This window comes from Campylobacter concisus (assembly GCF_002092845.1).
In the GTDB taxonomy this organism is placed as follows: Bacteria; Campylobacterota; Campylobacteria; order Campylobacterales; family Campylobacteraceae; genus Campylobacter_A; species Campylobacter_A concisus_AQ.
In genome coordinates this window covers 134,460-148,323 of record NZ_LVXF01000012.1, presented here as the reverse complement: position 1 = coordinate 148,323, position 13,864 = coordinate 134,460, and the positions used below count along the sequence as shown (strand labels likewise).

Annotated in this window: 12 protein-coding genes and 1 pseudogene; 2 read left to right on the top strand and 11 right to left on the bottom strand. The window is 38.2% G+C overall.

Features of this window, described 5'->3' with window-relative positions; translation table 11 throughout:
* Nucleotides 1-104: 104 nt before the first annotated feature.
* From A3854_RS04210 to A3854_RS04195, 4 genes and pseudogenes are all read right to left on the bottom strand, one after another.
* A pseudogene (locus tag A3854_RS04210) lies at nucleotides 105-2,210 on the bottom strand (RNA degradosome polyphosphate kinase); the annotation flags it as partial.
* A 178-nt stretch (nucleotides 2,211-2,388) separates the two neighbouring features.
* Nucleotides 2,389-2,973 (bottom strand): NUDIX domain-containing protein, encoded by a 585-nt coding sequence (locus tag A3854_RS04205; protein ID WP_084041446.1) that lies wholly within the window; start codon nucleotides 2,971-2,973, stop codon nucleotides 2,389-2,391.
* Nucleotides 2,958-4,325: a magnesium transporter gene (mgtE, locus tag A3854_RS04200; RefSeq protein ID WP_021090506.1), complete on the bottom strand. Its 1,368-nt coding sequence runs from the start codon at nucleotides 4,323-4,325 to the stop codon at nucleotides 2,958-2,960. Before mgtE ends, A3854_RS04205 begins: the two co-directional genes overlap by 16 nt.
* A 9-nt stretch (nucleotides 4,326-4,334) precedes the next feature.
* Nucleotides 4,335-5,504, bottom strand: coding sequence for a peptidoglycan DD-metalloendopeptidase family protein (locus A3854_RS04195; protein ID WP_084041445.1), 1,170 nt, complete (start codon nucleotides 5,502-5,504; stop codon nucleotides 4,335-4,337).
* A gap of 113 nt (nucleotides 5,505-5,617) precedes the next feature.
* Here A3854_RS04195 and A3854_RS04190 point away from each other — a divergent pair, with 113 nt between their 5' ends.
* Together A3854_RS04190 and A3854_RS04185 are read left to right on the top strand one after the other, a co-directional pair.
* Nucleotides 5,618-6,340, top strand: a complete 723-nt coding sequence (locus A3854_RS04190) for a plasminogen-binding N-terminal domain-containing protein (protein ID WP_021090557.1) — start codon at nucleotides 5,618-5,620, stop codon at nucleotides 6,338-6,340.
* Nucleotides 6,341-6,343: 3 nt separating this feature from the next.
* Nucleotides 6,344-7,165, top strand: coding sequence for a YihY family inner membrane protein (locus A3854_RS04185; RefSeq protein ID WP_084041444.1), 822 nt, complete (start codon nucleotides 6,344-6,346; stop codon nucleotides 7,163-7,165).
* 90 nt (nucleotides 7,166-7,255) lie between these two features.
* Here the strand turns inward: A3854_RS04185 and A3854_RS04180 are convergent, their stop codons facing one another.
* The 7 genes from A3854_RS04180 to A3854_RS04150 all read right to left on the bottom strand — a co-directional run bounded on the left by A3854_RS04180 (nucleotide 7,256) and on the right by A3854_RS04150 (nucleotide 13,857).
* Nucleotides 7,256-8,281, bottom strand: a complete 1,026-nt coding sequence (locus A3854_RS04180) for a hypothetical protein (RefSeq protein ID WP_084041443.1) — start codon at nucleotides 8,279-8,281, stop codon at nucleotides 7,256-7,258.
* Between the two features lie 3 nt (nucleotides 8,282-8,284).
* On the bottom strand, nucleotides 8,285-8,986 hold the full coding sequence (locus tag A3854_RS04175) for a metallophosphoesterase (protein WP_084041442.1): 702 nt from the start codon (nucleotides 8,984-8,986) through the stop codon (nucleotides 8,285-8,287).
* Between the two features lie 177 nt (nucleotides 8,987-9,163).
* Nucleotides 9,164-10,639: an aldehyde dehydrogenase family protein gene (locus A3854_RS04170; protein ID WP_084041441.1), complete on the bottom strand. Its 1,476-nt coding sequence runs from the start codon at nucleotides 10,637-10,639 to the stop codon at nucleotides 9,164-9,166.
* A 128-nt stretch (nucleotides 10,640-10,767) separates the two neighbouring features.
* Complete coding sequence (locus tag A3854_RS04165; RefSeq protein WP_084041440.1) at nucleotides 10,768-11,937, bottom strand: sensor histidine kinase; 1,170 nt, start codon at nucleotides 11,935-11,937, stop codon at nucleotides 10,768-10,770.
* Nucleotides 11,930-12,592 (bottom strand): response regulator transcription factor, encoded by a 663-nt coding sequence (locus A3854_RS04160; RefSeq protein WP_084041439.1) that lies wholly within the window; start codon nucleotides 12,590-12,592, stop codon nucleotides 11,930-11,932. Before A3854_RS04160 ends, A3854_RS04165 begins: the two co-directional genes overlap by 8 nt.
* A gap of 9 nt (nucleotides 12,593-12,601) precedes the next feature.
* Entirely contained in the window at nucleotides 12,602-12,889 is a 288-nt protein-coding gene (locus A3854_RS04155; RefSeq protein ID WP_084041438.1) for a pyruvate kinase, read from the bottom strand.
* A 62-nt stretch (nucleotides 12,890-12,951) separates the two neighbouring features.
* Nucleotides 12,952-13,857 (bottom strand): AEC family transporter, encoded by a 906-nt coding sequence (locus tag A3854_RS04150; RefSeq protein ID WP_084041437.1) that lies wholly within the window; start codon nucleotides 13,855-13,857, stop codon nucleotides 12,952-12,954.
* Between the last annotated feature and the right edge of the window lie 7 nt (nucleotides 13,858-13,864).

Below are 13,864 nucleotides of genomic sequence, written 5' to 3'. Positions count from 1 at the left end.
TGTGGATTTAAAATTTTTAATAATATTTACTTAATCAAATGCTAGTGTTTTTTGTGCTGATTAAAAAATAGCTTTTAGACTAGGTCTAAAAGCTTAATTTGTTTTTAGCTCTCTTTTAAGAGCTTACTTGCGAGCATATCGGCTTTTGCTTTATCTGTATCCTTTTTTACGGATTTATAAATTTTAGATATATAATTTTCTAAAACTTCGTGGCAAGATATTACTTTTTCATTTTCACTTCTTGCTACTTTTACGTATTCGCCGCTATTTTGTAGCTCAAAAGCTAGGTCATTATCGCTTAGCTGAAGCTCTAAAATTTCAAGTAGTCTCTCTTGAAGTCTTGGCTCAAAGATAGGTGTCATAAGCTCTAAGCGACGCTCTAAATTTCTCGGCATCCAGTCAGCACTTGAGATGTAAATTTTTGGCTGAGCATGTTTAAAATATAAAATTCTAGCGTGCTCTAAGTATTTACCGATGATAGAGCGAACTTTTATGTTTTCACTTTTGCCTTTTATGCCAGGCCTTAGTCCGCACACACCACGAACTATAAGATCGATCTTCACGCCTGCGTTTGATGCGCGGCTAAGCTCATTTATCACATCTTCGTCGATTAGTGCATTCATTTTGGCAATGATCCTGCCCTCGCTACCTTTGCTAGCTTCCACTCTTATCTTTTCGATGATACGCTCTTTTATCTGAAAAGGCGACATGCTAAGAGCGTTTAGACGGCGATTTTTATTATATCCTGAGAGGATGTGAAAAAACGAAGTCGTATCTTGGCTAAATTCTTCTTTGCTCGTAAATAGGCTCACGTCGGTGTAAATTTTAGCCGAACTGCCGTTGTAGTTACCTGTGCCAAAGTGCATATAAAATTTAAGCTTATCGCCGATTTGGCGGATGACCTGGCTAACTTTTGCATGCACCTTAAAGCCTGTGATGCCGTATATCACGTGCGCACCTGCGTCTTCAAGTGCCTTTGCCCAGTGCAAGTTATTTTCCTCGTCAAACCTTGCCTTTAGCTCAACCATCACGGTTACTTGCTTGCCGTCACTTGCGGCGTCTATTAGACTTTGAATTATTGGCGAGCTTTTATCGACTCTATAAAGTGTCATTCGAATAGATATGACTTTTGGATCTTTGCTGGCTTCTTTTATAAAGCTTACAACTGGATCAAAACTCTCAAATGGATGCACTAAGAGCACATCTTCTTTATCTATGGCGTCAAATACCGAGATACCATTGCCAAATGGCGGTAGCGTTTTTGGAACGTAAGGCGCATTTGCCAGATGGGTAAAATTTTTGCTTCCAGCTATCTCCCAAAGCGAGCTAAGAGTGAGCGGAATACTTGAAAAATAGACATCTTTATGAAAAATTTTCATATGAAAATTTAAGAAGTCCAAGATATCAGCGTCTACGTTTTTATCGATTTGCATACGAACAAAAGCCCCTTTTCTGCGAAGCTTTAGTCCTTGCTCAAGTATCATCATAAAATCATCCGCCTCTTCTTCTTCGATGACGATATCAGCATTTCTTGTCACTCTAAAAGCAGCTGAGCTAAGTAGCTTATACCCTGGAAAAATTTCTTCTGCGTGGCGATGCACGATCGTTTCAATCGGCACAAAAACATTGCTACTTGGCTGTGTAAAACGTGGCAAGACTCTTGAAATTCTTATCATGCCGTATTTTAAAATTTCTGGATGCTCGATATCAGCAAGCTTAACGGCAAGAGAGAAGCTAAGGTTGTTTAGGTGCGGAAATGGATGAGTCGCATCGACAGCGATAGGCACGATGACTGGCAAGATATTTGAGAAAAAGTATTCGTCACACTTTTGTTTCAAGCTATCATCAAGCTCGTCATAATTTTTTATAAAAAGCCCCTCTTTACTAAGAGCATTTACTGTCTTTTTATAGTGATCTTCTACTAAATTTTGCTCATTTTGTAGATATTTCCTAATCTCTCTTAGCTGATCAAGTGGGCTCATGCCATCGCCACTGCTTGTAGTAGCTCCAGCTGCGAAAAGCTGCTTTAAGCCAGCAACTCTGATCATATAAAATTCATCAAGATTTGTCATATAAATGGCTATAAATTTTAGCTTTTCAAGTAAAGGAATTTCCTTTTCACACTGAGCGAGCACCCTTGAATTAAAGCGTAGCCAGCTTAATTCTCGGTTTATAAAAAGAGTTTCATTTTCGCTCATCATCTTCTCCTTGTGTGTTTTTGAGTTATTTTATGATATGTGCGGTTATAAAGTTCTTACTTTATTTAAATTTTTGGTTACAATAAGCCAAAATTTAAATTTAAAGGCTTGTTATGTCTGATTATGTGATATTGGTTGGTATCTTTTTAGTGGCAGTCGTTGTTTTTGCGCTTATTAAAAAGATATCATTTTAGCTTTTAAATTTCTCCCACCACAAATAAGCAAATATGAGCCCAAAGCCCTTGACTTTGCTCTCGTCAAAGGCAAATTTCATCATATCTTCTCGTTTTATGAAAACAAGCTCGATATCTTCGCCATCGACGCCGCCGCCAGAATTTACCTTCATGCTCTCATCGATCTTTGCGTAAAACATCGTTTGCATATTGCCTCCAAAGCCAAAAGCACCGTATGTCATCGTGATACGCTCTATCTCTTTTAGCTCATAGCCCACTTCTTCGATCGCTTCTTCTCTAGCTGTTTGCTCTTCGCTAAGTCCTTTATCCATAAGTCCTGCGCAAAGCTCGTAAGTAAAGCCTTGCTCATCTGTTTTGATGCCTTCTTTTTCTTGCGAATACCAAACAGCCGGTCGAAACTGCTTTACAAATAAAAAGGCATCTTTTTGCTCGTGATATAAAAAAATACTAACACTATTCATCACTTTTACGCAGTCCCAATCTCTTTGGACACCATTTTGCATAAATTTCATCTTAAATGGCTTTAGATATTTTGACTCACCAAGAGGCAGAATTTCTAAATTAGTTATAGTAGTATCCATTTTGCAAGTCCTAAAAAGCTAAAAAATCCTATCGCATCAGTAAAAGTAGTAAGAATGACGGCTGAGCCGACTGCAGGATCTATGTTAAAGCGCCTTAGCGTTAAAGGTATGATCGTGCCAAAAAAGCCAGCAAAGAATAAATTCGTAACCATGCTAAGCCCGATAACAACGCCAAGCATACCTTTGTCAAACCAAACAGAGGCGATTATGCCCATTACCACACCAAAGATTAGTCCATTTATGAGTGAAATACTAACCTCGCGTTTTAAGACATTTTTGGCATCTTTAAACTCTATCTCGCCAAGTGCCAAACGGCGAACCGTAACGGCAAGCGCTTGTGTGCCGGTATTTCCACCCATTGATGCAACTATTGGCATTAAAACAGCAAGAGCGACGTAGGCTGCGATTGTCTCGTCAAAAAGTCCGATTATAGATGAGCTAAAAAGAGCTGTTAGTAAATTTACGCCAAGCCAAACCGCACGACCACGACCCGCTTTAAATAGAGTATCGTCCTCTTCTGACTCGTCATCAACGCCGGCTAGGTTATAAATTTGCTCAGTTGCACTCTCTTGGATGTAGTCGTGAATATCATCAGATGTGATACGACCAAGCAAAATTCCAGTGCTACTTGTAACTGCGATAACATTTAAATCGTACTCTTGAAACATATCAGCGACATTTTGCATAAGGTCCATATCATTTGCAACATGTGGCTTGTAATGATCGATCTGTGCTGACTCGATATTTTGCTTTAGCGTCTTTGTAAAATCAAAAAGTATAAGATCTTCAAGTGGGATAGCGTATTGTAAAACGCCATTTTTATCGATGATAAAAAGCTGAGAGATATTTTCTAGCTTGCCTTCTTGCTTTTCTCGTCTAAGTCTTGCTACTGCATTGCCAAGCTTTTCTTCAAGGTGAGCCGAAAAAAGCTCTGTTTGCATGTGAGCACCAGCTCTATCTTCTTCGTAGCTTCTAAGTCTTAAAATTTCATTTTGGTTTTCTCTATCAAGCTCATTAAAGAGTTCTCTAGCTTTATCTTCGTCGATATCCTCGATGTATTGAAGCAAATCAGTCGCATCATCGCTCTCTAGCTCTTCAAGTGCTTCTACGATCTTTTCAGCTGGAAGCTGTTCGATCACATCTTTTAGCATATGATCAGGTAACTCAATAGCAACATCACCTAAAATTTCAGGATCTAGCTTCTCAAGATAGTGAGCAAAAAGCTCCTCATCGTGTTTTTTAAGTGTTTTTAGGTGTTGGGCTAGCTCATAAGGTGAGAGTTCGTTATCTTCTAAATTTTCATCTAAATGCTGATCTATCAGCTCTTTTGCTTCTTCTAGTTCTTGGCTCAAGTTTTACCTTTAAAATTCTATTACATTAGGAAAAAATTCCACTTTGTGATACTCTTTTTCATTACTTAAAGCATTTTTTATTAGCTCGTCATTTTTACTAACAACTGCTTTAAATTTAGCTGATTCTTTCTTGTCTTCTAAGCTTTTAACGACCTTTATTGCACTTTCTGGATTGATAGGTTTATTGTCTCTATAAAGACCAAAATGAAGGTGCGGTCCTGTGCTCATACCACTTGTGCCAACGTAGGCTATGAGCGTACCTTGCTTAACTTTTAAACCACCTTTCATACCTTTAGCAAAGCCATTTAGGTGAGCGTAAAGTGTCTCATAGCCGCCAGCGTGAGAGATGATGACGGTTCTGCCATATCCGCTTTTTTGTCCGACAAATTTAACCGTGCCATCACCTGCGGCTTTGATTGGTGTGCCTTTTGGAGCACCGTAGTCAACGCCAAGGTGCGCTCTATATCTTTGGAGAATAGGGTGCCATCTTTTTAGAGTAAAAGCTGATGTGATTCTGGCGTTTGTAAGAGGGCGAACAAGTAAAAATTTATCATTTTTTTTACCATTTTTATCATAAAATTTATCTTCAAATTTATACATAACATATCGTTTATTTTTCGTTTCTATCATCGCAGCATAAATTTCTGGAGTACCAAAAGAGCGGCCCATGCGTATTTTTTGATTATAAACGATAGCAATTGTATCGCCTTTGTTTATCTTTTTAAAATCAATACCACTTCCTTTAAAGATTTCTTTAAAGCCAAGGGCTAATGTGCCAGAGCCGGTGTAGTCAAAAATGTCTTCAGAGACTGATTTGTCCACCTTTAAAGCTAAAAATTTATCCTCACTTTGATAAGAAATGGGGAGAAATTCTAGTTTAAATTTATCATTATCATCTCTAAAAATATGCATTTGAAGCTCGTCACTAACAGGGATTAGTACTTGTTTGGTGTTGCCGTTGTCGTCTTTATAAATTTGATACTTTGTGCCAGCGATGATCTCTTCTGTTAGCTCTTGATCTTCGGTTGCTAAGTTGTAGTAAAGTGAAAGTGGGATTTTGTTTGTCTCTAAGAAATTTAAGAAGTTACTTCCATTTGGCCAGCTAAGCTCTTCGACACTTGGCTTTATAGCGTATAAATTTATAGATAATATTGCAAAAATTATAAAAATACGAGGCATTAATGTCCTTTTAAAAAGCTGGTGGGATTTTAACTAAAACTTGCTTTAATTTTGCAAAAGATAAAGCATTTTAGGCTATAATCGCTCTAAAAATTTAAACCTAGGAGATATTTTTGAAACGTATATTTGTGATTTTATCGCTAGTTTTTGGCTTTGCTTTTGGGGCTGATTTTTCTTTAAATGAGTATAGAACTCCTATAATTAGCGTCGATAGTGATGGCACAGCGACGATAGTTGATAGTCCAGAAATTTTAATCGGCTCAAGTGGTGTCGTACTTCATAAATTTGATACTGATAGCTCTATCATCGCAAGAGTTAGTGTTATCTCAAAAAATTCTGGCTTTGCTAAGATTAGATTTGAGGTATTTGATCTGCTTGAACAAAAGGCACTCCCGCTTCCAGGCATAGCACCTGCAAATGGCGATATGGTCGTGCTAAACTATCTTTATAACCGCTCATTAATCATCGTGCCAAATAAAGAAATTTACGAAGAGATCACTTCTGCGTTTCCAAATATGATATTTATTCACCCAGATATTATAGGAGCGTATCTAAGCTACGAGTACAAGCCAAATCCAAGTAGAGATGACTTTAGAAAAATGTGTGCTCAAAGTGCAGCTGGTCTAATTTTCGTAGCGATGGATGGCAGAAGCGTTTTTGCCGATTGCCAAAGCTTTAAAGTGCTAAAAGAATTTAAAAGTGGCGAGGTTGAGTACTATCAGCTACCATTTTATACAAGAGTTAGCGACATAGATACTGTATTTTGGAAGCTAAATAGTGAGCATATCAACAACTACGACGCTCACTACGAAAAACTTTTTGAAGAAGACAACTGATAAATGAGCCGTTTGTCCTTAAGTAAGCAAAGCTTAAAAGAGTTTTTAAATTTACTCCCAACGCTTAAGGACAAAGAGCTTTTTCACTACGCCTCAAGCCTTAGTTTTCATACGATTTTATCGATTATTCCGATACTTCTTATATCATTTTCTATCTTTACAAAATTGCCTAGTTTTGAGGATTATTACGCCAAAATTCAAGACTTTATCTTCTCGGCTCTTTTGCCAAGTAATCAAGAGATCATCTCAAACTACTTGCAAAATTTCTTACAAAATAGCGGAAATTTAGGCATAGTTGGCTTTGTAGCGATGATATTTACATCGGCCATGTTTTTTAGCGACTATGAATATGTAGTTTTAAAAGTGACACGTGCAAGTAAGGCTAGAGGATTTTGGTCAGCACTTAGCTCGTATTGGACGCTTATCACGCTTGCGCCACTTGGTCTTGCTGGTAGTTTCTACCTCTCAAGCCTCATTCAAGAGATGCTAAACTCAAACGTAATTACAAACTCGATAAATTTTTTAAGCATATTCCCATATCTCATCATTTGGGCGATATTTTGCATCACATATCTCATCTCAGTAAATGACGAGATAAAGTTTAAAAGCGCACTTTTTAGCTCATTTGCCGCCTCGCTTGTTTGGTATATTGGCAAGTCGGCCTTTGTCTATTATGTCCTTTATAATAAAACCTATCTAAGCGTTTATGGCTCGTTTTCAGCCGTACTTTTCTTTTTTGTCTGGATCTATATCTCGTGGATCATCTTTTTATATGGGCTAAAGCTTTGTGCTTATCTCTCAAATAGCTCAAAATTTAAAAGATAAATTTAATAGTTAGTACCAGCTGGCAATATATTTTTATAAATTTACCAGCTGGTGTGATTTGTATTATTTTATGTAGAATATTATGTAAAATCAGCGTTTAAACTCGCAAATTTCTATCTTTACTCCAAGTTCTTTGCTAAATTCTTTAGTCTTTTTCTCTAGCTCGTCTTTGTCAAAGCAGATAAGATCTATGTAAGATCGCATCTCGCCATTTGCTTCACCTATGATCTCGCAAATTTCACTCTCTTTTAGCGCATATGAAATTTTGTTTTTGCTATCAACGCCAAACTGTATGTCACCACCGTGAGATATGGCTAAAAAGCAAAAATTTATGCCAAGCTCAAAAGCTTCGTTATAAGTATCGCTTGCACCGTCGTAGTATTCGTTTAGTAGCTCGCTAAGAGATGTAAATCCTGTAAAGACATCGTCACGTAGCTTGTTTGAACGAGGCTCTAGCTCATAGATCATAAAATTCTTAAGCGGCTCGCTTGAGGCTTCTTTACCAAATTTATCATCTATAAGATCGACAAAGTCGATCAGTGGTACGCCTTTTTCTCTTGGCTCGTTTATTATCTCAAACTCTCCAAGCATATTTATCATGATCATCTCACCAACTACGTTGTCACAAAGTATGAGCGATAATGTATAAGCCTTATTTTCATCTTCGCTTTTAAGCTTGCTTAGAGTTTCGTTGTAGAGACACATATCTACACTTTTGTCATTGAAATTTGCATAGACCATGACGTCGTTTGCATCAACACTTACACCATACATCTGTATAGTAGCGACGTTTCGTGGTGCACGTGGCTTGCCAAGTGTGCAAGTAAGCTTTGACTCATACTCTTTTGGCATGCACGATTTGATAAATTTAAGCCATAAAAGCCTATGTTTAAGTCCTTCTGGAGTGAGTACTAGATCGATCTTTCCATCAATAAGGCCTATCATAAAAGTTGGATCAACTAAACATAAATTTAGCGCTTCTTCGGTCATTTTGCTTGCAGCTTCAAAATTTTTATCTTCTAAATTTTGTTTGATGGTGTCTAAATTTTTACCAAACTCACTCCAAAATTTATCAACTCTGCTTGCAAAGCTAGAGCTCTTTTTAGAAAACCACATTTTTTATCCTTGTTTATTAAATTTTTCAACATTTTTTTGCGTATAAATTTTCATCGATGGAAATTCTAAGGCACTGAGCTTATCATATCCCTCTTCATTAAAAACACATCCAGTATCGATATTGGCGCTATTTGTATAGAGCTTAGCCTCACGCACTGGCGTGTGTCCGTAGACATTAAATATTCCTTCTACTTGCGTCATATCGCCTCTACCTGATAGTACATGCCTTCTAAACTCATCTCTTGAGCCATCATCATCTCTTAAAGTCCAAAATTTGCCAACAGCCGAGTGAGAGACGACTAGATGCTCGCCATTTTGGTTTTTACACTCTTTAAACTCCAGATAAACCGGCCTTTGTTCTAAAAAATCAATATGCCTTTGCTTGAACCCCACGCTTTGAGCTAGGTATGATCTGTATGTTTCTTCGCCACCATTATTGTAAAACCAACTTGTATCAAATGGTATTTTGTTTTTTAAAAAGAAATCTTTATTACTTGGCAGCCTGCGCTCATGATTTCCCATTACCATTTTATAGTTATTTTGTATGATAAGCTCGACTACATCGCAACTAAAAAGCCCCCGATCTATCACATCTCCGACAAAGCAAATTTGTGATTTTTCTTTGTCTGGAAACTGCTTGATAAGCTCTAAAAGTGTGTTAAAACAGCCGTGCACATCGCCTATGATATAAATTTGCTCGCTCAATTTTTCTCCTTTGTGCCAAATTTTAGTCTATTAAGCTTAAAAATGTAGTGTAAAAAAACACTTTTGTATAGCTGTACTATATTGGCGTAATGCTAGTGATATATAAAGTTAAAACCTAGTAAAAGATATTTAAAATTTAAGGAATTTAAAGCAGAAGGGAGCCTAAGCTCCCTAAAATCATTGTGCGTAAAAGCCGCTGACCTTGCCGGTTAGGTCGATCATGATGTTTTTCATTTGAGTGTAGTGCTCAAGGATGATTTTGTGAGTTTCGCGGCCGATACCTGAGTTTTTATATCCGCCAAACGGGCTGCCTGCTGGGATTTGGTTATAGGTGTTGATCCAGACTCTGCCAGTCTCCATAGACCTTGCCACGCGAAGTGCTTTTGTGATGTCTTGCGTGAAAATTCCGCCACCTAGGCCATATTCGCTGTCATTTACCATTTTGATAAGCTCGGCTTCATCTTTAAATTTGATGACAACACCAACTGGTCCAAAAATTTCTTCCTGAGCCACTCTCATATCGTTTGTCACATCAACTAGCAGCGTTGGCTCGACAAATGCGCCCTTGTCGCAACCATTTGCGGTGTAGGCTTTGCCGCCGACTGCCACTTTTGCGCCTTCTTTTTTGCCGATCTCGACGTAGTTTAAGATTTGCTCAGCTTGTTTTTTATTGATTTGTGAGCCCATTTGAGTGCTAGGATCTAACGGATCGCCAACTTTTATGGTGCTAAATTTCTTAACCGCAGCCTCTATAAATTTGTCATAAAAGCTCTCTTCTACGAAAATTCTCGATCCCGCGCAGCAAACTTGACCTTGGTTAAATAGTATTCCAAGCTGAAGGCCGTCAAGCGCCTTGTCTAAATTTGCGTCACTAAAGAAGATATTTGCACTCTTTCCGCCAAGCTCAAGTGTGGCTGGGATGATACGGCGAGCCGCAGCTATGGCGATATCGCGGCCGATCTCGGTTGAGCCAGTAAATGCTAGCTTATCAAGGCCTGGATGGTTTTTGATCCACTCACCACTCTTGCTGCCTTTACCAGTTATGATATTTATAAGACCTTTTGGCAAAATTTTATCTATCAGCCTAAAAAGCTCAAGTACGCTTAGACTTGTCTCGCTTGAAGGCTTAAATACGCTCGCATCGCCTGCTGCGATCACTGGAGCTAGCTTCCAAGCTGCCATTAAAAATGGAAAATTCCAAGGTACGATCTGACCCACAACACCTATTGGCTCACGCAAAACGATAGAGAGCTGCTTCTCGTCAAGCACGTTTGCGCTGCCTTCTTCGCCCATGATAACGCCAGCAAAGTACCTAAAGTGCTCGGCTGCAAAAGGAATATCAACATTTAGTGTCTCTCGGATCGGCTTGCCATTGTCCATGCTCTCAACTTTTGCGAGGTGCTCTTTGTGCTCATCGATGATGTCAGCGATCTTGTTTAAAAGCTTTGCACGCTCGCTAACTGTGGTGTGTTTAAATTTCTTAAAAGCCTCACGTGCAGCACGAACTGCGTCATTTACATCTTCTTCGGTAGCATCAGCGATCTTTGCAAGGTGCTCGCCGTTTGCTGGATTTTTTGCATCAAGTGTAGCACCGTCTTTTGCGTCGCGCCACTCACCATTTATGAAAAGCCCATATTTTTCTAGTAACTTCATACTTTTCTCCTTGATTAAGATTTTGTAAAAGGATTATAATATTAATAAAATTTATCAAAAATAAATTTTGGACATAAATTATCTTTTTTAATAAATTTTATTATTTAAAGTAGGATTGTTTTAAAAATTTAGCTCTGCCAAGAGAGCAAAAACGTAGTCTCGCCATCAAGTTCGCTTTGGCATTTTACGACGATATCATTTTTCTTGCAGCACTCTTTAACTAAATTTAGCCCTATGCCAAAGCCGCCTTGATCGTCGTTAAATCTCGTGTAGCGATCAAAAATTTTCATCTGATCCTCTTTGCTGATGCCTCGACCGGTGTTACTTATGCTAAAGAAATTTGGCTCTAAAGTGATGCGTACTTTTGAATTTGGTGCTGCATATTTGGAGGCGTTGCTAAGAAGGTTGTCTAAAATTTTGCTCACATCCCCAAGATCTGCATTTATGAGGCTTGGCTTTAGGCTAGTATCTATCTCAAGTCCGCGTTTGGCAAAAAATGGTGAGAAATAGTTCAGCCTTTGTGTGGTTAGTAAATTTAGGTCTATGAGCTCTTTTTTGCCAGGCTTGTCTAGGTTAAAGCTTAGATGAACGAGCGCGTCATAGATGTTATTTAGGCTCTTTGCGGCAAGGCTGATGTTGTTAAAACGCTTTAAATTTCGCTCATTTAGGTTGTTGCGATCGGCCGTTTCTATGCTCATCGAGATGACGCTTAGGGGTGTATTTATCTCGTGCGTTGAGTCTTTTATGAAGCGGTTTAGCGTCTCTATCTTTTTATAAAGCGGTCTTAGGCTTAGTTTTGCGAGGTAAAAGGCGATAAAGAGCAGGGCGAAAAGGAAAAAGAGCGCCTTTAGTGTGGTTGAAATTTGCAAAGATAAAATTTCAACCTTGATATCTTTGCCAACTAGAAAAATATCAGCGTGCGATAGCTCGTCTGTGGCGTTGTCGTCCATGTATTGGATCTTTTCAAATATCGAGACCTTGCCGCCGATCAAATTTACATTTTTGCTTTTGTCTATCTTTTGGCAGTCAAAGTCTTTGTAAATTTTCTCATCATTTTTTAGCACGATGCAAGCATGCACGCCTTTTTCTTTTGTTAGACTTGAGATTGAGTCAAGTCCATTCATTCTAGCTTTCATGTAAATGCCCATCTTTATCTCTTTTAGCATTTTGACCTCGTTTAAGATGAGCGCATTTTTTTTATTTTTGTAGTCGTTTATGAAAAAATAGCCCAGAAAGAGCACGGAGCTAACAAGATAGAGGGATAAAATTTTAAATAAAATTTGCGTCTTTTCAGACATAGATGTAACCATCTCCACGCCTGTTTAAAATGGCATCTTTGCCTAAAATCTGGCGTAGATTTTTGATATAGACACGGAGGCTAAGCTCGCTTGGCTCCTCGTCAAATTTCCAAATTTTATTAAAAATTTCATCTTTGGTTAAAATTTTGCCTTTGTTTTGCAAAAATAGGGCGAGTAGGTCGCTCTCTTTACTAGAGATATTTACATTTTTACCATCTTTGCTTAGTGTTTTGCTCTGTGGATGAAAGCTAAATTCGCTTGAAATTTTGATCGCATCTCCACTGTGATGTGAGAAATTTCTCTTTAGAAGTGCTTGTATACGTATGAGTAGTTCTTTTAGCTCAAATGGCTTTTTTAGATAGTCGTCGCAGCCACTTTTGTAGCCTTTTTCAAGATCGTCTATGGTGTTTAGCGAGGTGGTAAAGATGCTAGGTGCGCTAACACCTAGCTCTCTTAAGGAAGAAAGAAGTGAAAAGCCATCTCCTTGTGGGAGTTTGACGTCAAGTATAAGCAGGTCGAAATTTTGTTCGTAGGCGAGATCAAGTGCTTCTTTGGCATTATCTGAAGTAGTTACCTCATAGCCATTTTCGCTTAGATACTCACTGATGAGATCAAGTAAAATTTCATCATCTTCAACGAGCAAAATTCTAACCATTAAGCACCTTTACATGCCTTTTTTCATTTCGTCTTTTTTCATGCCCATGTCATCTTTTTTCATTTCATCTTTCATGCCCATGTCATCTTTTTTCATTTCGTCTTTCATGCCCATGTCGTCTTTTTTCATCTCATCTTTTTTTACCATGGGTTTTTTAGCCATGTCATCTTTCATCATCTGCTCTTTCTTCATCATCTCGTCTTTGCCCATGTCATCTTTTTTCATCATTTCAGTAGCATTTGCAAGACCACCAAACATAAACATAGCACCAAGTGCAACTAGTAGTAATTTCTTCATAACGTCTCCTTTAAATGAAATATGATGAAATACTATCTCTTTAGTGTTAAGTGAGTGTGAATTTACGCAAATACAAAATATATAACTGGAAGCGTGATAAATGAAAAAAGCACGCCTATGGCCACTGAGGATATGGCCAGAGAGCTATCAAGTCCAGCTTTTATGACCATCGCACTTGCAAGGGCTGATGTTGGCATCGCACATTGAAAGAGACCAACGACCCAAGTTTTGCTCATCTGGATACCTGAAATTTTTAAGACGATAAAAAATACGATCGCTGGCAAGATCATCTTACATAAAAGCACGACGCTAACGCCCTTATATGTGCTTGTGATGCTATTGAAATTTAATCCAACACCGATAGCAAAAAGTGCTACTGGAGTGACGCTGCCTTCAAACATCCTAAGTGGTGCAAAGATAAATTCTGGCAAAGGGACTTCTTTTAAGATAAGAGCCATAATAAGCGCGATAAATGGTGGAAATTTTAAAATTTTCATCGTATTTTGAAATAGAGAAACCTTCTCTGGTGCAGCAAAAGAGAGGATGAGTGGCCCAAGGATCGAAAGAGGGATACCAGTGGCTATTTGATCGTAAAAGATGACTTCATTTACCATCGCATCGCCAAAGAAGCCCTGAATGACAGGCATACCGACAAATAGGGTATTACCAAAAAGGCTTAGCATGACCATACTAACAGTTGTTACTTTGGTAAATTTAAAGATCTTGCCAAGTACCAATGCCATGACAGCACTGATAGCTGTTGAGCCAAAGCCAATTAAAATTGTATTTATAAGCGAAACATCGACGTTTACGTGATAAATTTTGTCAAAGATTAGCGCAGGCATTGCAAAACAAAGGACAAAATCCACAAATGGGATTGAGTGCTTTTGCTCAACAATGCCGACTTTTTTAGCAAAAAAACCAGTTGCGATTATGAAAAAAATTGCAAAAAGTGGAGTAAAGTTCATAGCATTC